Source organism: Pantoea jilinensis, assembly GCF_019104105.1.
In the GTDB taxonomy this organism is placed as follows: domain Bacteria; phylum Pseudomonadota; class Gammaproteobacteria; order Enterobacterales; family Enterobacteriaceae; genus Pantoea; species Pantoea eucalypti.
The window spans coordinates 1,144,837-1,167,211 of sequence record NZ_CP077746.1 but is presented as its reverse complement, the minus strand read 5'-3'; the positions used below and the strand labels follow the sequence as shown (position 1 = coordinate 1,167,211).

The following is a 22,375-nucleotide window of genomic DNA, read 5'->3' as shown; positions in this document are numbered from 1 at the left end:
TTTTAACCAGCCGCAATGCCTGGCAAGACGACGTTACGCTGGCGGAATATTCTGTAAAATCGCGAACTGCTGCGCGCTGTCACTAAGTGTAACCGTATACACTGATAGACTTTTGGCACATATTCCCGTTTTTGCTCAGGAGCGCTAAATGTCCTCTTTCCCCCATCCCGATCGCTATCAACAGATGGAATATCGCCGCAGCGGCCGCAGCGGCATCAGACTGCCTGCAGTTTCGCTGGGACTTTGGCACAACTTTGGTGACAGCACGCGGGTCGATAACAGCCGTGAGTTGCTACGTCATGCATTTGACCTCGGCATCACCCACTTCGACTTAGCGAATAACTACGGCCCGCCTCCGGGCTCGGCGGAAGAGAATTTTGGTCGTATTCTGCGGGAAGATTTTCGTGCCCATCGTGATGAGCTGATAATCTCCACCAAAGCGGGCTATACCATGTGGCAGGGGCCTTATGGAGACTGGGGGTCGCGTAAATATCTGATTGCCAGTCTGGATCAAAGCCTTAAACGCATGGGGCTGGAATATGTCGATATTTTCTATCACCACCGTCCCGATCCGGAAACCCCGCTGGAAGAGACGATGCGCGCGCTCGATCATGTGGTACGCCAGGGCAAAGCGCTTTACGTAGCTCTTTCTAACTATCCGGCTGAACGGGCTGCCCAGGCGATTGCTATCCTGCGCGATCTCGGCACCCCCTGCCTGATTCACCAGCCGCGTTATTCGATGTTTGAACGTACCCCTGAGCAGGGATTGATTCAGACGCTGGGCGATGCGGGCGTTGGCTGTATCGCTTTCTCTCCCCTGGCAGGCGGTGTGCTCACCGATCGCTATCTGCAGGGCATTCCGGAAGATTCGCGTGCGGCCAGCGGCAGCAAATTCCTGAGCGAAAGCCAGCTGACCGAAGAGAAGATGGAAAAAGTCCGCAGGCTGAATGTCATCGCACAGCAACGTGAGCAGAAACTGGCGCAGATGGCGCTGGCGTGGGTATTGCGCGATGATCGCGTCACGTCAGTGCTGATTGGGGCCAGTAAAACGGCGCAGATTGATGACGCGGTGGCCATGCTCGCCCTTCGTCAGTTCAGCGACACCGAATTAGCGGCCATTGACGCGGCTCTGATGTAAGCATTCACCGCCCGGCGCAGGTCGGGCGTTTTTTTTCACCAGAATAATCTCAATCCCCCTTCTCTCCCCAATTTCCTCACAATTTTCCGACACAATGATGCGGTAACAACAGTAATACGCAGGCATAATCACTGCGCCGCAACAGCATCAGCCTGTTGATGAGGAGAATATAATGAAAAGAGCTCTAATTTTTGCTGCCCTGCTGGCGCTGTTTTCGCCGCTGGCCTATCACACAGCCGAGGCGTCCAGTGCCTCTATTTCTCTGGCCCCTGGCGTCACCCTGAATCTGGGCGATCGCGATAATCGTGGTAATTACTGGGATGGCGGTCGCTGGCGTGAACCCCGCTGGTGGAATGACCGCTATACCTACAACGAACGCCGCTGGTGGCGACACGAAGAGTGGCGTCGTCAGCAGCAGTGGGAGCGTGAACGCCGCTGGCAGGAGCGCGACCGCGAGCGCCGCTGGGATCATCAGTATCGCCGCGATCGCGACTGGGATCATCATGACCGCCGTGGTCCAGGTCCTGGCCCGCATGGTTTTGGGCCCCACGGACCCGGTGGACCCGGTCCGCATGGCCACGATCGTCACTAACAAAAAACGCCCGGCATAGCCGGGCGTTTTTTGTTTCCAGAAACCCTTACAGTCCCAGCGCTTCACCCACCAGCAGGTAAAGATTGAGCGCAATCACCAGCAGCACGATCAGTCGCCCGGTGTTCTGCATCAGACGCGAGTTCACCATATCATCGCCCATCAGCTCGCGGTTGCCGGTAAAGGAGAGCAGCGGAATCAGCGCCAGCGCGATACCGAAACTCAGCAGCACCTGACTCATCACCAGCACCTTTGTTGGGTCCCAGCCTGCCCAGATGACAATAAACGAGGGCAACATGGTGACAGTTCGACGCACCCAAAGTGGAATGTGGAAACGGATAAAGCCCTGCATTACCACCTGCCCCGCCAGCGTACCGACCACTGTTGAGGAGAGTCCCGCGGCCACCAGGCTCAGACCAAATACCGTTGCGGCAGCCTGACCTAACAGCGGTTGCAGCGTCAGATAGGCCTGATCGAGCTCTGCAATTTTGCTGTGACCACTAAAATGAAACGCCGCTGCCGCAGTTGCCATCATCGCCAGGTTTACAAATCCGGCGATGGTCATGGCAATCGCCACATCCAGTTTAGTTGAGGAGTAACGCTGACCTTTGCTGTCCTCACTTTTGCCCTGCGTCAGCGCAGAGTGCAGATAAATCACATGCGGCATGATGGTCGCCCCAAGCACACCTGCTGCCAGGAACACGGCATCCGACGTCGGTAACGCGGGCAGCGCCATGCCGACCACCAGCTCTTTAATATTGGGCTGGGAGAAGAAAAGTTCGACAATATAGGCCGCCGCCACAAATAACAGCAGTCCACCAATCACCAGCTCCAGCGGCTTCTGTCCGCGACTCTGTAACATCAGTATCAGGAAGGTGGCGATGCCCGTCAGCACCGCGCCCTGCATCAATGAAATGCCGAGCAGCAGTTTGAACCCCAGTGCGGCACCGATAAACTCCGCCAGATCGGTGGCCATCGCGATAATTTCCGCCTGCACCCAGTAAAACCAGACGGCAGGCCGGGGAAAGCGATCGCGGATGTGTTCGGCAAGATTTTTGCCGGTGGCGATACCCAGCTTGGCAGACATGAGCTGAATCAGCATGGCCATGATATTGGCCCACACCACCACCCACAGCAATTTGTAGCCGTAAGCAGCGCCTGCCTGAATGTTGGTCGCAAAGTTGCCCGGATCGATATAGCCAATAGCGGCGATAAAGGCGGGCCCCAGCAGTGCGAGTTTGACTTTTCTGACTCCGCGAGCAGCGCGCTCGGCGGTACGACTCTCAAGCATATCCGGTACCCTGTCTGAACATTTGCCTGCCCCGGCAGCTTAGGGGTTAGCATGTGCAAGTGAAATTCGTTTATTGTTATCGGTGTAATAGATGCTGCTATAAAGTATAGCCATTGCTATACATTACAGTAAAGGAAGTGAGTGCTAAAAATGTGAGCAACGGTGTCACTTTACGCTCTGTGTAAAATTCAGACAATAATTATGTGGTTATCTGGGTTGAACGATTTTTAAACAGGGCGTGATCTCTGGAACTTTTCTGGAAAATATAGCGATAGCGAATACTTATAATGTGGTTCAGATCTCGTTTTTAAGTAACGCGTTACATAGAATACGCAACAAAATACAACCCTCCTCAAATTTGGAGCAACTATGTCCCATATTTTGCAATTTCTTTTAGCACTGGTGGTGGTCGGGATACTCTCCTTGCTGGTGAGTCACGATCGTAAAAGCATTCGCATTCGCTACATTATACAGCTACTGGTGATTGAAATTGTGCTCGCCTGGTTCTTCCTGAACTCAGAAGCGGGACTGGGTTTCGTCAAAGGCTTCGCCGGCTTCTTTGATCATCTGCTGAAGTATGCGGCCCAGGGAACAAACTTTGTCTTCGGTAACATGAATGACAAAGGCCTGGCGTTCTTCTTCCTCAACGTATTGTGTCCAATCGTCTTTATCTCTGCGCTGATCGGTATTCTGCAGCATTTCCGTATCCTGCCGTGGGTTATTCGCGGTATCGGTACTGTGCTGTCGAAAGTCAATGGCATGGGAAAACTGGAATCTTTCAACGCCGTGAGTTCTCTGATACTGGGACAGTCAGAAAACTTCATTGCCTATAAAGATATCCTGGGCAAGATGTCACAGCGCCGCATGTACACCATGGCCGCGACGGCGATGTCGACCGTTTCGATGTCTATTGTCGGTGCCTATATGACCATGCTGCAGCCAAAGTATGTGGTCGCCGCACTCGTGCTCAACATGTTCAGCACCTTTATCGTGCTGTCATTGATCAACCCTTACCGCGTTGAGAACGAAGACGATCTGCAGTTGCAGGATCTGCATAAAGGTCAAAGCTTCTTCGAGATGCTGGGCGAATATATCCTGGCCGGTTTTAAGGTCGCGATTATCGTTGCCGCGATGCTGATTGGTTTTATCGCGCTGATTTCAGGTCTGAATGCGCTGTTTGATCTGATCTTCGGCATCAGCTTCCAGGGCGTGCTTGGCTATGTCTTCTATCCGTTTGCCTGGGTGATGGGTGTGCCGTCGGGTGAGGCGTTGCAGGTCGGCAGTATTATGGCGACCAAGCTGGTATCGAATGAATTTGTTGCCATGATGGATCTGCAGAAAATTGCAGGCCAGTTGTCACCCACTTCAGAAGGTATTCTTTCCGTGTTCCTGGTGTCGTTCGCCAACTTCTCTTCCATCGGCATCGTGGCCGGTGCGATTAAAGGCCTGAACGAAGAACAGGGCAACGTGGTTTCCCGCTTTGGCCTGAAGCTGCTGTACGGCTCTACGCTGGTCAGCGTGCTCTCCGCCGCTATCGCCGGTCTGGTTCTGGCGTTCTGAGTGCAGTGCTGAACATCAAAGGGCGAGCCTGTCTCGCCCTTTTCGTTTTTCGCCATCCCTGCTTTTCTTCCCGCTGAATACCTCTTCAGGCGACGTCTGCCCTTATACAATACACTCAGATTCTGCATGTAAAGCGCGCACGAGGCGCAGCACAGCGTTATCCGGGCAGAACGCGGCGGCGCTTGCCGGGTATGTACGCGTTAACCGTGCGCAGCAGCTGATTTGCAAAGCAATAGCGTTAGATTCGCAGAAAGGCGAATGAAAGATAAATCAGAAAGGATTTTGACAACAATGACATCGACGTTGTCAGAAAATGGTGGAGATAAGCGGGATCGAACCGCTGACCTCTTGCATGCCATGCAAGCGCTCTCCCAGCTGAGCTATACCCCCACATCTGGAATCGTTTTTCAGTGCCAAACTTTTGGGAAAAAGTTTGGTGGAGCTAAGCGGGATCGAACCGCTGACCTCCTGCATGCCATGCAGGCGCTCTCCCAGCTGAGCTATAGCCCCGAACCGAAAAACTGTCGCGTTAAGCGACGGACGGCATAATATGAAACCGCCTCCAGGGTGTCAACGGCAAAATGACATTCTCTGTTTGATCGCTGAAAAAGGCGGCAACCTGCGAAGTTTCAGCAGCATGCTGCAGATAAAAATCATGTCTGGTCACGCAGTACCGTTTTTTAACTGTTATACCCGCTGCCATCAGGTTAATTCACGGTTAAATATGTTATAGGAATTTTCTTGTCTTCGTCTTTTTCGCATGCAAAACTTAGCCCGCTAATTTAGTGGCCACCGGGACCCTCTCCCGCGGGCCACGCGTCCACCAGGCGTTATCGTCCCCATTAATCATAAAAAAACTATTGAGATACTATGTCGCTGCATACACCTAAAGAAATCGCACAACTGGCGATCCAGTCTGGCGTGGCTAAAAGTCGTGCGCCTGTCAGCATCCTTCTGATTCTTGGCTTTATGGCGGGTGCATTTATTGCGACCGGCTTCCTGTTAGATCTTCACGTCATTAACTCCCTGCCCGCTGAATGGGGCTCTTTCGGTGGCCTGTTAGGTGCCGCAGTCTTCCCTGTAGGTATCATTATGACCGTGCTGGCGGGTGGCGAGCTGCTGACCGGCAATATGATGACGTTACCCGTGGCCTGGTTCGCCCGCCGCATCAGCTTTATGAGCGTAGCGCGTAACTGGTTCTGGGTGACCCTGGCGAACTTTATCGGCAGCGTGGCTGTTGCATGGTTCTTTGGCCATATGCTGGGCATGACCGAAGGTGACTACCTGAAAAAGACCGTGGCTATCGCCTCTGCCAAAGTTCATGCCGATTTCCTGCATTCCTTTATTTCAGGCATTGGCTGTAACTGGCTGGTGTGTCTGGCGGTGTGGCTGGCATTTGCGAGTAAAGATATGGTTGGCAAAATCTTCGGCATGTGGTTCCCGGTGATGGCGTTTGTTGCCATTGGCTTCCAGCACGTTGTCGCTAACATGTTTATTATTCCGGCCGCTATTTTTGCCGGTCAGATGAGCTGGGCAGAGTACTTCCCTAACTTTGTCGCCGTCTTCCTGGGCAATGCCGTAGGAGGTGCCGTCTTCGTTGGTCTGGCCTATTTCCTGGCATTCCGTCCTGCTGCCGAACCTGCCAGTAATCCTCAGTAATTCTGTTTTGCCTTTTGTCATCAGACAAAAGGCAATTTCAGCCTACGTTACTTTTCACCGTTACTTTTTGCTGTAATATGTACCGCTAATGTATTTAACAGGGACAGTGTCGTGAAAAAGGAATGGCTTACCCCCGAAGAGCTGGCTGCAGAAACGGGTTACAGTCGGCAAACGGTGAATAAGTGGATCAAGCGGGAGAACTGGACAACCACGCCAAAGCCCGGAGTTCAGGGCGGCAAGGCACGTCTTATTCATATTGATGAACGCGTAAAAAGTTTTATTCAATCCACCCGCAACCTTAATGAACCCACAGCCACCTATGGCGCAGTAACGAATTCATTACCTGCGTTATTGTTAAGTTCCATCCAGCAAATGAGCCAGGATGAACAGGATCAACTCACTGCATTAATCTTACGTGAAGGGATTAAAGGCGTGCTGGAGCGACTGGGAATTGGTGAAGAGTAAGAAAACCGGAAGCGTAGCGCCTCCGGCTGTGTTCATTACGCCTGCGCTTCGCGCTCACTGATAAAGGCCAGGGCCTGCTCAATACGGGCCACGCTGCGGCTGCGGCCAATCGCCTCCACGGTGACATCCAGACCCGGTGACTGACCGGCACCGGTCACGGCCACACGCAGCGGCATGCCGACTTTACCCATACCCACTTCCAGCTCATCTGCGGTGCTCTGAATCGCCTGATGCACGTTTTCCGCCGTCCATTCAGTGATGGCGGCCAGCTTGTCACGCACCACTTCCAGCGGCTGACGCGCGACCGGACGAAGATGTTTCTTCGCCGCATCGGCATCGAACTCTGCGAAGTCTTCGTAAAAGTAGCGGCAGGATGCAGCCATTTCCTTCAGCGTTTTGCAACGCTCGCCCAGCAGACCCACCAGCTTCGCCAGTTCCGGTCCGGTGCGGGTATCAATTTTCTGCTCTTCAATATGCCACTGCAGATGTGTCGCCACATATTCTGGCGGCAGCGTATTGATATAGTGGTGGTTCAGCCACTGCAGTTTCTCAGTGTTGAACGCACTGGCAGACTTACTGACGGCATCCAGCGTAAACAGCTCAGCCATTTCAGCCACGCTGAAAATTTCCTGATCGCCATGTGACCAGCCCAGACGAACCAGGTAGTTGAGCAGCGCTTCCGGCAGGTAGCCGTCATCACGATACTGCATCACCCCTACTGCGCCATGACGCTTGGAGAGTTTTTTGCCATCATCGCCCAGAATCATGGAAACGTGAGCGTAGACCGGAACCTGCGCGCCAATCGCTTTGAGGATGTTGATCTGACGTGGTGTGTTGTTGATGTGGTCTTCACCACGAATAACATGGGTGATACCCATATCCCAGTCATCAACAACAACGCAGAAGTTATAGGTTGGCGACCCATCGGTGCGGCGGATGATCAGATCATCCAGTTCCTGGTTACTGAACTCGATCGGTCCACGAATCTGATCGTCAAAGATGACCGAACCTTCCTGTGGATTGCGGAAACGCACCACGCATGGCTCATCATCAGCATGATGTTCATGGCTGTCACGGCAGCGGCCGTCATAACGCGGCTTTTCGTTGTTCGCCATCTGTTCTTCGCGCAGCGCTTCCAGGCGTTCTTTAGAGCAGTAGCATTTATAAGCGGTTCCGGCTTCCAGCATGTCATCAATGACCGCGTTATAGCGATCAAAACGTTTAGTCTGGTAGTAAGGGCCTTCATTCCAGTCGAGGCTCAGCCAGTTCATACCATCCATGATGGCTTCGATAGCTTCCGGCGTGGATCGCTCCAGATCGGTATCTTCAATGCGCAGCACGAACTCGCCCTGGTTGTGACGGGCAAAGAGCCAGGAGTAAAGTGCGGTACGTGCGCCACCGACATGCAGATAGCCGGTTGGGCTTGGCGCGAAGCGTGTTTTGATTTTCATTGAGTATTGCCTTAGATGCGCGGGTTCTTTGTCTGGATGACAAAAAACAGGTTAGACGCGAAAAACAGTGGGCATATTCTAGCATCTGACGGTGAATCCTCAATGCATGCCCGCCGGTTGCGTCCCGGGAAAAGGGACTTTTCTGCCAGTAAAACCAGCACATTGGCTAAAAGCGCAACAGGATGTTTAAAAATAAACCGAACGCACATTTATGTTTTAAAAAGCGTTGACTCAAAATCAACTATCCCTATAATGCGACTCCACACAGCGGGGGTGATTAGCTCAGTTGGTAGAGCATCTCCCTTACAAGGAGGGGGTCGGCGGTTCGAACCCGTCATCACCCACCACTCTTAACAGCGTGGCCCGCAGTGAACAGGTATGAAGATATGGGTGATTAGCTCAGTTGGTAGAGCATCTCCCTTACAAGGAGGGGGTCGGCGGTTCGAACCCGTCATCACCCACCATATCTGACCTGTTAAAGCAGTACTGAAGTACGAAGTGGGTGATTAGCTCAGTTGGTAGAGCATCTCCCTTACAAGGAGGGGGTCGGCGGTTCGAACCCGTCATCACCCACCACTTCGGGTCGTTAGCTCAGTTGGTAGAGCAGTTGACTTTTAATCAATTGGTCGCAGGTTCGAATCCTGCACGACCCACCAATTCAGAATAAAGCGCCTTTTGGGCGCTTTTTTCGTTTCCGGGGCACGGACGTGACCGTGCGGGATGAGAACCTGCTGCAGGTTCGACTGAATCGCTGGCGATTCAGATTACGGACAAACTCAAATCAGGGCGCATCTTGCAGCGATGAATAGCTCAACTAGCAGGGAACAGGGTCAGAGGAGGAAAGCGTCCCGCGCCATGGACAAAAACGCCGGGAGCGTTTTTGAACAACGCAGAGCGTTGGCCCGGCAACGGGCGCACCTCAGGGATGAGGTAAGTAATCGCGCGGGCCGAGCTAGCCATGGATGGCGGTTTTAGCGTCTTTCCGAACTGACCCTGTTTCCTGCGCTGGCTCGCTCTCACTGCCATCAGTCCAGACTTTGTCGACAATCTGAAGGCCTGTAAGGCGCTTTTTTCGTTTCTGCTGTTTAGACATTGGCTTGTAGATAAGCTCCCTTCTTTTCCAAACCTTAACAATCTCCGCGCTAAAGTCGTTTCACAGCGTGCCGATAACGTATGTGACGACTTACAGGGAGAAAATGATGTCCTCAATTTTCGGAATTTTAAGCAGTGCGGTAAGTAGCGGTGACAGCGGCGGCAGTGTTGCCTCTCAGGTCGCAGCCCTGAATAAACAGATTCAGAATGTCTTAACCCAGGTCAAAGAGCTGGCCGACAACAAAGAGCTGACTGACGAACAGAAAGCTGAAATGCAGCAGATGTATCAGTCACAGCTCACCATGCTGCAGGCACAGATTGCGCAGCTGGAGCAGAAGCAGGCGGAGCAGGATCAGCCAAAAAGTGACAGCACGCCTGTCAGTGAGAACAAAGCAGACGGCATTAACCGCCCTACCGACGCCAATAAAGTGGACGTCTATATCTAAAACGCGGGGCTGGCTTCGCGTTGTTGCGCCAGCAGCGCTGCCTGCTGGCGCACTTCCTGCCAGATCGCTTCGGCAGCAGGCGTCAGCGAGCGGTTTTTACGTTTGATCAGCGTCAGGCTGCGATTAATTTCCGGATAAAGACGACGCACCCTAAGGTCACGATCGGCCGGTAACGGTAAGGCCAGTGCGGGCAGAATACTGATGCCGATCCCCACTTCTACCATCGGAAACAGCGTAGCGGGATGGCCTATCTCCTGCACCACTTGCGCCCTGATGTTCTGCTGCTGCATCGCCGCATCAATCAGTACCCGACTGCCGGACGCGTAATCCTGCAGCACCATGGTGCGACCATCCAGCATCGACCATTCAGCCCTTTCCACCTGCGCCAGCGGATCATCATCGCGGCACAACAGCAGGAAAGGCTCATCCAGAATCGCGATGCTATCAAAATCACTGTCGCTGAGCGGCCCAATCACAATCCCGAAGTCGACCTCGGCGTTACGCACACTTTGCAGCACCCACTGCTGAGCGCGATCGTGCAGTATCACTTTGATATCGGGAAAGTGCTGCTGACTGGCAGCCAGACATTGCGGCATAAGATGCGCAGAGATGGTCTGGCTGGCTGCCACTCTGACGGTGCCACTGCGCTGCTCCCCAAAACTGCGGATATCCAGCAGCGTCGTATGAATCTCCTCCAGCAGGCGCTCCATCCGTGACGCCAGCTGCTTGCCTGCCTCGGTCAGCATCACCTCACGCGTGGTGCGATCCAGCAGCCGGACGCCGGTTTCCGCTTCCAGCTCTTTAATACTGTGGCTGACTGCCGACTGACTCAGACCTATCGCCTGCCCCGCCTGACTGAAACCACCGTAGTGTGCCACTGCAATAAAAGTCCGAAGCTGACGCAGGGTATAATTCATCGATTATGCTCATAGATTAATTCAATAAATCAATTTTATTTCTAAAACCAATTCACGCACAATCGCGCTATTGAAAAATTTACCGGATTTTAACAATGGGCTTTTTAAAACTCGATCCGATGATGGTCAAACTCATCATCACCGTGCTGCTGGCGTCGTTCCTGCCAGCGAAAGGGATCTACGTCGATGTCTTCAGCTACCTCGCGACGGCAGCGATAGCACTGTTATTCTTTATGCACGGTGCCAAACTTTCGCGTGAAAAAATCATCGCAGGCAGCAGCCACTGGCAGCTGCATCTGTGGATTATGTTCAGCACCTTTGTGTTGTTTCCCGCGCTGGGTCTGCTGCTGGTCTGGTGGCATCCGGTTGATGTCGGTCCGGAAATTTATACCGGCTTTATCTACCTCTGTATCCTGCCAGCCACCGTTCAGTCCGCTATCGCGTTTACCTCTATGGCAGGCGGTAACGTTGCAGCAGCGGTGTGCAGCGCCTCGGCATCAAGCCTGCTGGGTGTATTTATTTCGCCGTTGCTGGTGAACCTGGTGATGGATATTCACAGCAGCGCGCCCAGCGACGGTCTGGAGCAGATCGGTAAAATTATGCTGCAACTCATGGTGCCATTCATTCTGGGCCACCTCTCTCGTCGCTGGATCGGTGGCTGGGTTGAGAAACATCGCAGCCTGATTGGCAAAACTGACCAGACCTCGATTTTGCTGGTCGTTTATTCCGCCTTCAGTGAAGCCGTGGTGAATGGCATCTGGCATCGCGTTGGCTTGACTACGCTGCTGTGGATTGTGGCAGGTTCAATCATCCTGCTGACCGCCGTGCTGATTATCAACCTGCTGGCCTCGCGCCTGTTCCGCTTTAAACGTGCCGACGAGATTGTGGTGCTGTTTTGTGGCTCGAAGAAGAGTCTGGCGAACGGGGTGCCCATGGCGAATATTCTGTTCCCGGCCAGCACCGTGGGGATTATCGTGCTGCCGCTGATGATTTTCCATCAGGTTCAGCTGATGGTCTGCTCGTTTATTGCCGGCCGTTACAAGAAGACCAATGAGAAACAGCAACAGCAGACGCTGAAGGTTAAAGATTCGGTGATGGAGTCACAGAAGTAGAACAGGTGCCCGCCTGCGCGGGCACAGTTACTTGCGGGTCTGGAGCGGTTTAACTAATCCCTCCAGACCTTCAATTTTTATTGTCAGAGTCAACTGCATCAAATCCCCCAACAGCCCCGACGGGAAGTCGCCACTGCGGGCAAACCACAGCAGATAAGGTTCAGGCAGATCGATCAGCATCCGCCCTTTATATTTCCCAAACGGCATCGGCGTATTGGCTATCGCCACCAGCTGGTGTTCATCCATCTCAGGCCCCCAGCAGGCGAATCATTTCCGCTTCATCAATCACCTCTATGCCCAGTTCCTGTGCTTTCGCCAGTTTGGAACCGGCAGCTTCTCCGGCAATCAGCAGATCGGTTTTCTTCGATACGCTGCCGCTGACTTTTGCGCCGAGCGCGACGAGCTGCGCTTTGGCATCATCACGGTTCATCTGCGACAGCGAGCCGGTCAGCACCACCGTTTTCCCCGCGAACGGACTGTCGATCTCTTCGGCTTTCACTACCACCACCTGCGGCCAGTGAATGCCGATCTCTTCGGTCAGCTGACGGATAACTTCACGGTTGCTCTCCTCTTCCATGAAGTTGCGAACGTGTGTGGCAACAACTTTGCCCACATCCGGTACCGCAATGAGCGCCTCAAGATCGGCATCCATCACCTTCTGCAGCTCACCAAAATGGTTAGCCAGATTAGCGGCGGTAGCTTCACCCACTTCACGAATGCCCAGCGCATAGAGGAAGCGTGCCAGCGTGGTCGACTTCGCTTTCTCCAGCGCATCTACAACGTTTTGCGCTGATTTCGGCCCCATGCGATCCAGTCCGGTCAGCTTGCCCGCCGTGAGACGGAACAGATCGGCTGGCGTACTCACGTACTCTTTCTCCACCAGCTGGTCGATAATCTTATCGCCCATGCCATCCACATCCAGCGCCCGACGTGAGACAAAATGCTTCAGTGCCTCTTTGCGCTGTGCGCCGCAGATCAAGCCGCCGGTGCAGCGCGTGACTGATTCGCCTTCAACCCGTTCAACCTCAGAACCGCAGACCGGACAATGGGCAGGAAATACCACCTCTCGCGTCTCTTCAGGTCGCTCCGCGATAACCACGTTGACGACCTGCGGAATCACATCGCCGGCGCGGCGAATCACAACTCGATCACCGATGCGTAAACCCAGCCGTTCGATTTCGTCTGCATTATGCAGTGTGGCATTGCTGACGATAACGCCTGCGACCTGCACCGGCTCCAGGCGAGCTACTGGCGTGATAGCGCCTGTGCGGCCAACCTGAAATTCGACGTCGCGCACCCAGGTCAGCTGTTCCTGTGCCGGGAACTTAAAAGCAATCGCCCAGCGCGGCGCTCGCGCCACAAAGCCCAACTGCTCCTGCAGCGCCTGTGAATCGACTTTGATTACGACACCATCGATATCAAAACCCAGGTTCGGACGTTGTTGCTCAATTTCCCGATAGAACGCCAGGGCTTCCTCCGCATTATGCACCCGCTTAATGCGGTCGCTGACCGGCAGGCCCCAGGCTTTAAACTGTTGCAGGCGCGCCATGTGGCTGTGTGGCATCTCACCGCCTTCCAGCAGGCCAAAACCGTAGCAGAAAAACGTCAGCGGACGTTTGGCGGTAATGCGTGGATCAAGCTGACGCAGGGAACCTGCTGCTGCATTACGCGGGTTAGCAAAAACTTTGCCGTCTGTCCGACGCGCTTCTTCATTAAGCTTCTCGAAGCCGCGCTGCGTCATAAACACCTCGCCGCGCACTTCCAGCCGGGCCGGGATGTTGTCGCCCTTCAGCCGCAGCGGGATAGCGCGAATGGTCCGGACGTTGGCGGTAATGTTCTCACCGGTCGTGCCGTCACCGCGCGTCGCGGCCTGAACCAGCAGGCCATTTTCATACATCAGGCTGACCGCAGCGCCATCGAGCTTGAGTTCACAGCAGTAAGTAATGTCCTCACTGTTTTTCAGCCGATCCTGTACCCGCTTGTTGAAAGCCATAAATGTGGCTTCATCAAACGCGTTGTCCAGCGACAGCATCGGCACTTCATGGCGAACCTGCTCAAATACCGTCAGCGGCGCAGCACCCACACGCTGGGTGGGCGAATCCGGTGTAATGAGATCGGGATGTTCCTCTTCCAGCTGACGCAGTTCACGCATCAGGCGATCGTATTCAGCATCCGGCACTTCCGGCGCATCCATGACGTGGTAGAGATATTCGTGATGGCGCAGCGTGGTGCGCAGTTCGGTGATGTGATCCTGGACGGATTTCATAAAGCCCCATCAGATAAAAAACCCCCGACAGGCGGGGGTTTGTTTTAACAATTCAGATAGCGTTTAGCGCAGGTGTCAGACGCCAACCACATCGCGGATACGCGCTTTGTAAGTTTCCAGCTTCTGTGGCGTCATCATGCGACGCTCATCGTCCAGCACCACGCCACCAACATCATCAGCGATACGCTGTGCAGACTGCAGCATCAGCTTGAAGTTCTGATTCGCATCGCCATAAGAGGGCACCATCATAAAGATGGAGATACCAGGCGTGCTGAAATCGGTCATCATGTCAGGATTGAACGAACCTGGCTTAACCATGTTAGCCAGACTGAACAGCACCGGACCACTGCCTGCCGGACTAAGATGACGATGGAAAATATTCATTTCACCAAACTGGAAGCCCGCCTGCAGAATACCCTGCAGCAACGCTTCACCGTTCAGTTCGCCGCCCGAATGGGCAGCAACATGCAGCACCAGTACGGCTTCTTTCGGTTTTTCTGCTGGCGCTTTAGCCGCGGGTTGTTCAGGCGCAGGAGGCGCTGACACCTCAGGCTGCGGTTGTGGCTCAGGTTCAGCCTGGTACTGCGGCGCAGGCTGCACAGACTCCAGCGGATCCAGATCCAGCAACGGGTCGGCCTGAACAGGCGGCGCGACGAAAGTCTGCGCTGGCTGCTGACGCACCGGTTCAGGGCGCGGCTGTGGAGCAGGCTTAGGTGCCGTAGTGAATAGCGGATCGCTGTCAGGTTCGGGTTGCGGTGCGGGTCGTGGCGCAGGCTGACGCACAGGCTCAGCGGGCGCTTGCTTACGCGGCGCTTCTGGCTGTGGTTCGCGGATCTCATCGAAACGCGGTTCCTGATGGACGTTGCGCTCAGAACGAACACGAACCTCGCCGACGCCGTCATCTTCGTCGTCAATCAGGTCCTGCTCATCATGGTCATCACGTTGTTTTAGACGTTTGTGCGGGCGATCGCGGAACACTGACGAACGCTCTTTACGGCTGGTCCACAGCCCGTGAAGAAGGAGCGCTATAATGGCGATCGCGCCAACAACGATTAATATCAGACGCAAATCCTGCATCATTGTATTCTCTGTTGTTCCAATACCTTGCCACCGCGGCAAACTTTATCCTCTAACTGTATTTGCCCTGCTACACAAGTGCAAGTCTGTGCAGTATTTTCTGACAAATAAGATAGGCAACCCACGCTTTTTCGCTGTTTTTTTACCCAAACGGCACCTGGCCTGGAGAAAAAGCCAGGTTATAGTGAGCGCGCCTTAACACCTTCAGGAGAATTGGCTTTATGGCCCTTGAGAATTCCGTCTCAAATTTTAACGGCATGCACTACTTTAGCCAGGGCTGGAAACTGGTCCGTCTGCCTGGCATTCGCCGCTTTGTGGTGATGCCACTGCTGATCAACATCATTATGCTGGGCGGCGCATTCGTCTGGCTGTTCTATCGCCTCGGCGACTGGATTCCACGCCTGATGGCCCATATTCCCGACTGGCTGCAGTGGCTGAGTTATCTGTTGTGGCCATTGTCGGTGATTGCGATTGTACTGGTGTTCAGCTATTTCTTCTCAACGCTGGCAAACCTGATTGCTGCTCCATTCTGCGGCCTGCTGGCCGAACAGCTCGAAGGCCGCCTGACCGGTAAGCCTCTGCCCGACAGTGGCTGGGCGGGAATGATTAAAGATGTGCCGCGCATTATGAAGCGCGAGATGCAAAAACTGGGCTATTACCTGCCCCGCGCGCTGGGACTGTTGCTGCTCTACTTTATTCCGGGATTTGGTCAGACGGTGGCGCCCGTGCTGTGGTTCCTGTTCAGTGCCTGGATGTTATCCATTCAGTATTGCGACTACCCGTTCGACAACCACAAAGTGCCTTTTCAGCAAATGCGAAACGCCCTGCGCCGGCACAAAACGGCCAACATGCAGTTTGGCGCGCTAACCAGCCTGTTCACCATGATTCCGATTCTTAATCTGGTGATTATGCCGGTTGCCGTTTGTGGTGCCACCGCCATGTGGGTTGACCGTTACCGGCCGCAACTGGCCCGCAGTGAGGTGCGCTAGTCACACCCGCACGCCTTATGCTCTTTTTAGCAGGGCTTATTGCCGGGCGAAATATAGATATACGATTTCTTTCCTTCCGCCCCCAGGCAGAACAGGTATGCTCATAGCGTTCCCAATAATTCATACAGTTAAGGACAGGCTATGAGTAAGATCTATGAAGACAACTCTTTGACAATTGGTCATACGCCATTGGTTCGACTGAACCGCATCGGTAACGGCCGCATCCTTGCGAAAGTTGAATCCCGTAACCCGAGCTTCAGCGTAAAATGCCGTATCGGTGCCAATATGATTTGGGACGCAGAAAAACGCGGTATTCTGAAGCCCGGTGTTGAACTGGTTGAACCGACCAGCGGTAACACCGGTATTGCGCTGGCCTATGTTGCCGCAGCGCGCGGCTACAAATTAACCCTGACGATGCCAGAAACCATGTCAGTGGAACGTCGTAAATTGCTGAAAGCGCTGGGGGCTAAGCTGGTGCTGACCGAAGGTGCTAAAGGCATGAAAGGCGCCATCAGCAAAGCGGAAGAGATTGTCGCCAGCGATCCGGACCGATATGTCCTGCTGCAGCAGTTCAGCAATCCGGCTAACCCGGAAATCCATGAGAAGACCACCGGCCCGGAAATCTGGGAAGACACGGATGGCGAAGTGGATGTCTTTATCGCAGGTGTCGGCACCGGCGGTACGCTGACCGGGGTGAGCCGCTATATCAAAAACACCAAAGGCAAGAAAGACCTGATAACCGTCGCCGTTGAGCCAACGGATTCACCGGTAATTGCTCAGGCGCTGGCGGGTGAAGAGATCAAGCCTGGTCCACACAAAATTCAGGGTATCGGCGCAGGCTTTATTCCGGGCAACCTTGAGCTGAATCTGGTGGACCGCGTAGTGGCGATCACCAATGATGAAGCGATCAGCACAGCGCGTAAGCTTATGGAAGAGGAAGGTATTCTGGCCGGTATCTCATCCGGTGCTGCCGTCGCCGCCGCGCTGAAGCTGCAGGAAGACGAAACCTTCGCGAATAAAAATATTGTGGTCATTCTCCCCTCCTCCGGCGAACGCTATCTGAGTACGGCTTTGTTTGCCGATCTCTTCACAGAAAAAGAGCTGCAGTAGCAGCGGCAGATAGTCTGAAAATGGAGAAAAAAGCACCCGCCTGGGTGCTTTTTTGTGGTGCAGATCTCACTTTCATAACCCGGCAGATTGATTTCAGTGACGCCGATCTGGTATTCAGACTGCCAATTATTTCGATGCCTGAAATTAATCCGCCTTTGAAGTGGATCAAGCTGAATCGATTTACGGATTCAGTGAAACGGCGAATCACGGCATAATTAACCGGTGACGTGTAGAATCGGTTTTGAGAAGCAACGGAATGTAGATTTGACGCCTGCGCGTCTTTGGTCAGCATGATGCTATACCCGCGCACCTACACAGGCTAAAGTGAAGGCTCCAGGCTAGACTTTAGATCCATAACACTCATCCTGATAACGTTGGGGAAATAGAATGTTCCAGCAAGAAGTTACCATTACTGCACCAAACGGTCTGCATACTCGCCCAGCTGCGCAATTCGTAAAAGAAGCCAAAGCTTTCCAGTCAGAAATTACCGTGACCTCTAACGGTAAATCAGCAAGCGCGAAAAGCCTGTTCAAGCTGCAGACATTGGGTTTAACCCAGGGAACGGTTGTGACGCTTTCTGCAGAAGGCGAAGATGAGCAGATAGCAGTTGAGCATCTGGTCAAACTGATGGCTGAACTGGAGTAATCTCCGCTCAGCTCTCCAGCCAATCGACTCCTCTGCGCCATTGAGTGCAAACATCTTGATCGCGGACAACCTGTCCGCGTTATTGCTTTCGTAGAGTACGTGTCCCGCGACAATGGCACCGCATAGAGTCCCATCAGCCATCGTGATTAAAAGGTAGCGTTATGATTTCAGGCATTTTAGCATCACCAGGTATCGCTTTCGGCAAAGCACTGCTGCTGAAAGAAGACGAGATCGTCATCAACCGCAAGAAAATTTCTGATGATCAGGTTGAGCAGGAAGTACAACGCTTCCTTGATGGCCGTAGCAAAGCGGCATTACAACTGGAAGCGATTCGCGTCAAAGCGGGTGAAACCCTCGGTGAAGAGAAAGCAGCCATCTTCGAAGGCCACATCATGTTGCTGGAAGATGAAGAGCTGGAGCAGGAAATCATCGATCTGATTAAAAAAGATCACGCTTCTGCCGATGCTGCTGCCTACTCTGTTATTGATGGCCAGGCGAAAGCTCTGGAAGAGTTAGATGACGAATACCTGAAAGAGCGTGCGGCTGACGTACGTGACATCGGTAAACGTCTGCTGCAAAACATCCTCGGTCTGCACATTGTTGACCTGAGCGCTATTCCGGACGAATCCATTCTGGTGGCAAAAGATTTAACGCCGTCAGAAACCGCACAGCTGAACCTGAAAAAGGTGCTGGGCTTTATCACCGATCTGGGTGGCCGTACCTCACACACTTCAATCATGGCGCGCTCGCTGGAGATCCCAGCCATTGTCGGCACCGGCAATGTGACCGTCACGGTTAAAAACGGCGATTTCCTGATCCTGGATGGCGTTAACAATGCGATTCACGTCAATCCTTCTGAGGCGATTCAGGAAGAGCTGAAAGCCGTACAGAATCAGTATCTGTCGGAAAAACACGAATTAGCCAAGCTGAAAGATCTGCCAGCCGTCACGCTGGATGGTCACCAGGTTGAAGTCTGCGCCAACATCGGTACCGTGCGCGATATCGCCGGTGCTGAGCGCAATGGCGCTGAAGGCGTTGGTCTTTATCGTACCGAATTCCTGTTCATGGACCGTGACTCTCTGCCAAGCGAAGAAGAGCAGTTCCAGGCGTACAAAGCCGTTGCTGAAGCGATGGGTTCACAAGCCGTTATCGTTCGTACCATGGACATCGGCGGTGACAAAGATCTGCCTTACATGAACCTGCCGAAAGAGGAGAACCCGTTCCTCGGCTGGCGTGCTATCCGCATCGCTATGGATCGCAAAGAGATTCTGCATGCGCAGCTGCGTGCTATCCTGCGCGCCTCCTCCTTCGGTAAACTGCGCATCATGTTCCCGATGATCATTTCGGTTGAAGAAGTTCGCAGTCTGAAAGCGGAACTGGAACTGCTGAAAGCGCAGTTGCGCGAAGAAGGTAAAGCCTTTGATGAAAGCATCGAAGTCGGCATCATGGTGGAAACCCCGGCTTCAGCCGTGATTGCGCATCATCTGGCGAAAGAAGTCGACTTCTTCAGTATTGGGACAAACGATCTGACGCAGTATACTCTGGCGGTCGATCGTGGTAATGATTTGATCTCGCACCTGTACAACCCAATGACGCCGTCTGTGCTTAACTTAATCAAGCAAGTCATTGATGCATCTCACGCTGAAGGTAAATGGACCGGCATGTGTGGTGAGCTGGCAGGTGATGAACGTGCTACACTACTGTTACTGGGAATGGGGCTGGACGAGTTCAGCATGAGTGCCATTTCTATCCCTGGCATCAAGAAAATCATTCGTAATACTAATTTTGAAGATGCGAAGGCATTGGCAGAGCAGGCACTGGCTCAACCGACAGCGGAAGACCTGATGAACCTGGTAAACAAGTTTATTAAGGAAAAAACGCTCTGCTAATCTGCATGATGCTGGCCCCAAATTACTGCTTAGGAGAAGATCATGGGTTTGTTTTCTAAACTTTTTGGCGAAAAAACGGATAGCGCTGGGACAATTGACATCGTAGCGCCTCTGTCAGGCGAAATCGTGAATATTGAAGACGTACCAGATGTGGTGTTTGCAGAGAAAATCGTGGGCGACGGTATTGCTATCAAACCCAGCGGCAACAAAATGGTTGCGCCTGTTGATGGCACTATCGGTAAGATTTTTGAAACCAATCACGCTTTTTCGATCGAATCAGACAACGGCATTGAGCTGTTTGTCCACTTCGGTATCGATACGGTAGAACTGAAAGGTGAAGGCTTCAAACGCATCGCTGAAGAAGGCCAGAAGGTCAAAAAAGGCGATGTGGTTATCGAGTTCGATCTGCCGTTGCTGGAAGAGAAAGCGAAATCAACCCTGACACCGGTTGTTATCTCCAACATGGATGAAATCAAGGAATTGATTAAGCTGTCTGGCCAGGTCACCGTCGGCGAAACGCCGGTGATTCGCATCAGAAAGTAAGTATGCGTTGATATCATAACGGCACCTGCGGGTGCCGTTATCGTTTCTGCAATACACCTGTTCAGGGCTGCCAGTGTGGCAGACGCAGCGTCAGTTCAAGTCCACCTTCTGGCCGGTTCCGGGCATCAACCTCACCATGATGCGCCAGTACGACCTTGCGCACGATAGCCAGACCCAGACCATACCCTTTACCCATCAGCGGCGAATTTACCCGCACAAACGGGTCAAAGATGCTGGAGAGTTTATCCTCGTCGACACCCGGCCCCTGATCGCACACCTGAATCGCCAGCCACTGCGCTTCTGCGCGCAAATGCACCTCAATCCGCTGTCCTGGCAGAGAGAAACGCAGCGCGTTACGTAACACGTTCTCTACGCCGCGCCGTATCAGCTCGGCATTGCCTCGCACGGTGTAATCAGCCTCGGCATCGACATGCAGCTCAACCTGCACACCGGGAATCTGCGCTTCATAACGGACATCAGTAAGGACTGCCTCCAGTAAACCAGTCAGGTCAAAATATTGCTCATCCGGAATGCTTTCATGCTCGGCCCGCGACAGCGTCAGCAGTTCGCCAATCATCTTGTCCAGCCGACGCGCCTCTTCATCAATGCGATCAAGCGAACTGTTTACGCTCTCTGGCGTCTGTCTGGCCAGTCCGGTAGCCAGCTGAAGTCGTGCCAGCGGTGAACGAAGCTCATGCGAGATATCGTGCAGTAGCTCTTCACGGGCGCGCACCAGGGTGTCCAGCCGCTCGACCATGGCATCAAAGGCTTCTGCAACGTTTGAGATCTCGTCGTGGCGCTTTCGCATGATCGGGAATAGCCGCACACGTAAATCACCCTCGGCGACGCGGGAAAATCCCTCACACAGCTGACGCATAGGCCGCGTCAGATTCCAGGCCAGCAACAGGCTGAACAGCAATCCCACCGAACCGGCAAAGATGAAAATCGGCTCAGGAATATTCAGAAATTTGCGTGGCATCAGATTATGCATGCTGTCTTTGCGCATGCCATCCAGGTCGTAACGCAGCTGATACTCTTTGCCATCAGCACCCTGAACCCAGCGCACCACCTCTTCAGGAAGACGCCCCACATAATCCAGATTGCCGCTGTTTTGTGATTGTGGCGATTTTGCCTGCTGCGTCACATGGAAAAACTGTCGATCGCTGTTATCCCAGTCCGACAGCATCGCATTCAGCGCGTCGGGCCCGCTGCGCGCCAGCACCGATGCAGCAGAAGTCATCTGCAGATCGACAATGCGCCGGATAGCCACAATTTCAGGCGGTTCGTGACGTTTACCGGAGAGCGTAAAACCCAGCCAGATAAGCTGACTCATGATGACAAAAACAATCCAGAAGCCGATAAAAATCTTCCAGAACATGCGTCCACGGTAACTCTGTTTCATCGAATGCGGTAACCGATGCTGCGAACGGTTTCAATGTTGATGCTGTCAGCAGTTAATGCACTGAGCTTCTGACGGATATTGCTGATATGCACATCGACACTGCGGTCATAGGCTTCACGCGGACGACCCAGCCCCTTCTCAGAGAGCTCATCTTTCGACACCACCCGATCCGGGGCGCGCAGCAGTAAATCCAGCAGGTTAAATTCCGATGCCGTCAGATCGAAGGCTCGCCCCTGCCATTCACTCATGCGGGTAGCCGGATTCAGCGTCAGCTCGCCCCAGCGCAGCGGCTCTCTGGCATCAGGTTGCGGAACCTGCTCTTCGAAACGACGCAATACGGCGCGCAGGCGGGCCACCAGTTCCCGGGGATAGCAGGGCTTTGGCATATAGTCATCTGCACCCATCTCCAGACCGATCACCCGATCAATGTTATCGCCTTTGGCGGTCAGCATAATCACCGGAATCCGGCTGTTCTGGCGTACCTGCCGCAGTACATCAATACCGCTCATGTCGGGCAGCATAATGTCCAGAATCATGGCGGTGAACTCACCTGATAGCGCGCCCTGAATGCCGGCGCTGCCGGTCAGAACCAGCTGCGCATCGAACCCCTCGGCGATCAGGTACTGGCTTAGCATCGTGCCTAATTCAACGTCATCATCAACAAGCAAAATTTTCATGTTTATCTCTCGACAGAATTGGCGCTATTTTGTCCTGTACCGGGCGTTCGTGCAGCC

At 53.5% G+C, this 22,375-nt stretch carries 21 protein-coding genes and 6 tRNA genes; 16 read left to right on the top strand and 11 right to left on the bottom strand.

All coding sequences use genetic code 11. The features are described from left to right. Positions 1-148 precede the first annotated feature (148 nt). Positions 149-1,138 (top strand): L-glyceraldehyde 3-phosphate reductase, encoded by a 990-nt coding sequence (gene mgrA / locus KTJ90_RS05540; RefSeq protein WP_078804642.1) that lies wholly within the window; start codon positions 149-151, stop codon positions 1,136-1,138. Between the two features lie 172 nt (positions 1,139-1,310). Further along, a complete protein-coding gene (locus KTJ90_RS05535; RefSeq protein ID WP_499025994.1) occupies positions 1,311-1,730 on the top strand; it encodes a DUF2502 domain-containing protein in 420 nt (139 codons plus the stop codon). A 46-nt stretch (positions 1,731-1,776) separates the two neighbouring features. Here the strand turns inward: KTJ90_RS05535 and KTJ90_RS05530 are convergent, their stop codons facing one another. After that, on the bottom strand, positions 1,777-3,018 hold the full coding sequence (locus KTJ90_RS05530; RefSeq protein ID WP_499025993.1) for a divalent metal cation transporter: 1,242 nt from the start codon (positions 3,016-3,018) through the stop codon (positions 1,777-1,779). Between the two features lie 369 nt (positions 3,019-3,387). Between KTJ90_RS05530 and KTJ90_RS05525 the strand changes: the two genes are divergently transcribed. Continuing rightward, positions 3,388-4,578 carry a NupC/NupG family nucleoside CNT transporter gene (locus KTJ90_RS05525; protein ID WP_003848895.1) on the top strand — a complete coding sequence of 397 codons (1,191 nt, stop codon included), beginning with the start codon at positions 3,388-3,390 and terminating at the stop codon, positions 4,576-4,578. Positions 4,579-4,892: 314 nt separating this feature from the next. On the opposite strand, the gene KTJ90_RS05520 is transcribed toward KTJ90_RS05525, so the two are convergent. Together KTJ90_RS05520 and KTJ90_RS05515 are read right to left on the bottom strand one after the other, a co-directional pair. After that, a tRNA-Ala gene (locus KTJ90_RS05520) sits at positions 4,893-4,968 on the bottom strand. 44 nt (positions 4,969-5,012) lie between these two features. Continuing rightward, positions 5,013-5,088: transfer RNA gene (locus tag KTJ90_RS05515), tRNA-Ala, on the bottom strand. 360 nt (positions 5,089-5,448) lie between these two features. On the opposite strand from KTJ90_RS05515, the gene KTJ90_RS05510 reads away from it, so the two are divergent. Both KTJ90_RS05510 and KTJ90_RS05505 read left to right on the top strand, forming a co-directional pair. After that, a complete protein-coding gene (locus KTJ90_RS05510) occupies positions 5,449-6,237 on the top strand; it encodes a formate/nitrite transporter family protein (protein WP_003848892.1) in 789 nt (262 codons plus the stop codon). A 111-nt stretch (positions 6,238-6,348) separates the two neighbouring features. Continuing rightward, positions 6,349-6,702 carry a YfeC-like transcriptional regulator gene (locus KTJ90_RS05505; RefSeq protein ID WP_003848889.1) on the top strand — a complete coding sequence of 118 codons (354 nt, stop codon included), beginning with the start codon at positions 6,349-6,351 and terminating at the stop codon, positions 6,700-6,702. A gap of 35 nt (positions 6,703-6,737) precedes the next feature. On the opposite strand, the gene gltX is transcribed toward KTJ90_RS05505, so the two are convergent. Further along, a complete protein-coding gene (gene gltX, locus KTJ90_RS05500) occupies positions 6,738-8,153 on the bottom strand; it encodes a glutamate--tRNA ligase (RefSeq protein ID WP_039659597.1) in 1,416 nt (471 codons plus the stop codon). Positions 8,154-8,424: 271 nt separating this feature from the next. Between gltX and KTJ90_RS05495 the strand changes: the two genes are divergently transcribed. The 5 genes from KTJ90_RS05495 to KTJ90_RS05475 all read left to right on the top strand — a co-directional run bounded on the left by KTJ90_RS05495 (position 8,425) and on the right by KTJ90_RS05475 (position 9,691). Further along, positions 8,425-8,500 (top strand) — tRNA-Val (locus tag KTJ90_RS05495). A gap of 41 nt (positions 8,501-8,541) precedes the next feature. Continuing rightward, positions 8,542-8,617 (top strand) — tRNA-Val (locus KTJ90_RS05490). Positions 8,618-8,653: 36 nt separating this feature from the next. Further along, positions 8,654-8,729, top strand: a tRNA-Val gene (locus tag KTJ90_RS05485). 4 nt (positions 8,730-8,733) lie between these two features. Next, a tRNA-Lys gene (locus tag KTJ90_RS05480) sits at positions 8,734-8,809 on the top strand. Positions 8,810-9,352: 543 nt separating this feature from the next. After that, positions 9,353-9,691 carry a FlxA-like family protein gene (locus KTJ90_RS05475; RefSeq protein WP_499026462.1) on the top strand — a complete coding sequence of 113 codons (339 nt, stop codon included), beginning with the start codon at positions 9,353-9,355 and terminating at the stop codon, positions 9,689-9,691. Here the strand turns inward: KTJ90_RS05475 and KTJ90_RS05470 are convergent. Then, a complete protein-coding gene (locus KTJ90_RS05470) occupies positions 9,688-10,608 on the bottom strand; it encodes a LysR family transcriptional regulator (protein WP_003848882.1) in 921 nt (306 codons plus the stop codon). The genes KTJ90_RS05475 and KTJ90_RS05470 overlap by 4 nt on opposite strands. A gap of 95 nt (positions 10,609-10,703) precedes the next feature. Here KTJ90_RS05470 and KTJ90_RS05465 point away from each other — a divergent pair, with 95 nt between their 5' ends. After that, on the top strand, positions 10,704-11,720 hold the full coding sequence (locus KTJ90_RS05465; protein WP_003848880.1) for a bile acid:sodium symporter family protein: 1,017 nt from the start codon (positions 10,704-10,706) through the stop codon (positions 11,718-11,720). A 27-nt stretch (positions 11,721-11,747) separates the two neighbouring features. Here the strand turns inward: KTJ90_RS05465 and KTJ90_RS05460 are convergent, their stop codons facing one another. The 3 genes from KTJ90_RS05460 to zipA form a co-directional block, all read right to left on the bottom strand. Then, on the bottom strand, positions 11,748-11,966 hold the full coding sequence (locus KTJ90_RS05460; RefSeq protein ID WP_003848878.1) for a DUF3820 family protein: 219 nt from the start codon (positions 11,964-11,966) through the stop codon (positions 11,748-11,750). A gap of 1 nt (position 11,967) precedes the next feature. After that, the gene (gene ligA, locus KTJ90_RS05455; RefSeq protein ID WP_003848876.1) at positions 11,968-13,986 is read right to left on the bottom strand and encodes an NAD-dependent DNA ligase LigA; all 2,019 of its coding nucleotides are present in this window, start codon (positions 13,984-13,986) and stop codon (positions 11,968-11,970) included. A gap of 75 nt (positions 13,987-14,061) precedes the next feature. Further along, on the bottom strand, positions 14,062-15,066 hold the full coding sequence (zipA, locus tag KTJ90_RS05450; protein ID WP_008926527.1) for a cell division protein ZipA: 1,005 nt from the start codon (positions 15,064-15,066) through the stop codon (positions 14,062-14,064). Between the two features lie 218 nt (positions 15,067-15,284). Here zipA and cysZ point away from each other — a divergent pair, with 218 nt between their 5' ends. Continuing rightward, a complete protein-coding gene (cysZ, locus tag KTJ90_RS05445) occupies positions 15,285-16,052 on the top strand; it encodes a sulfate transporter CysZ (protein ID WP_039659590.1) in 768 nt (255 codons plus the stop codon). Positions 16,053-16,193: 141 nt separating this feature from the next. Continuing rightward, the gene (gene cysK, locus KTJ90_RS05440; RefSeq protein ID WP_003848872.1) at positions 16,194-17,162 is read left to right on the top strand and encodes a cysteine synthase A; all 969 of its coding nucleotides are present in this window, start codon (positions 16,194-16,196) and stop codon (positions 17,160-17,162) included. Here cysK and KTJ90_RS05435 read toward each other — a convergent pair. After that, a complete protein-coding gene (locus tag KTJ90_RS05435; protein ID WP_153574537.1) occupies positions 17,140-17,454 on the bottom strand; it encodes a hypothetical protein in 315 nt (104 codons plus the stop codon). The two genes, cysK and KTJ90_RS05435, sit on opposite strands and share 23 nt — an antisense overlap. Positions 17,455-17,549: 95 nt before the next feature. Here KTJ90_RS05435 and ptsH point away from each other — a divergent pair, with 95 nt between their 5' ends. The 3 genes from ptsH (at position 17,550) to crr (ending at position 20,239) form a co-directional block, all read left to right on the top strand. Next, positions 17,550-17,807, top strand: coding sequence for an HPr family phosphocarrier protein (gene ptsH / locus KTJ90_RS05430; RefSeq protein ID WP_499025990.1), 258 nt, complete (start codon positions 17,550-17,552; stop codon positions 17,805-17,807). Positions 17,808-17,968: 161 nt separating this feature from the next. Continuing rightward, entirely contained in the window at positions 17,969-19,696 is a 1,728-nt protein-coding gene (gene ptsI / locus KTJ90_RS05425) for a phosphoenolpyruvate-protein phosphotransferase PtsI (protein ID WP_003848857.1), read from the top strand. A 42-nt stretch (positions 19,697-19,738) separates the two neighbouring features. Then, positions 19,739-20,239, top strand: coding sequence for a PTS glucose transporter subunit IIA (crr, locus tag KTJ90_RS05420; RefSeq protein ID WP_008926530.1), 501 nt, complete (start codon positions 19,739-19,741; stop codon positions 20,237-20,239). 61 nt (positions 20,240-20,300) lie between these two features. On the opposite strand, the gene KTJ90_RS05415 is transcribed toward crr, so the two are convergent. Then, the gene (locus KTJ90_RS05415) at positions 20,301-21,641 is read right to left on the bottom strand and encodes an ATP-binding protein (RefSeq protein ID WP_003848854.1); all 1,341 of its coding nucleotides are present in this window, start codon (positions 21,639-21,641) and stop codon (positions 20,301-20,303) included. Beyond that, positions 21,638-22,318, bottom strand: coding sequence for a response regulator transcription factor (locus KTJ90_RS05410; RefSeq protein ID WP_003848852.1), 681 nt, complete (start codon positions 22,316-22,318; stop codon positions 21,638-21,640). The genes KTJ90_RS05415 and KTJ90_RS05410 overlap by 4 nt, the downstream gene beginning before the upstream one ends. Positions 22,319-22,375: the final 57 nt, after the last annotated feature.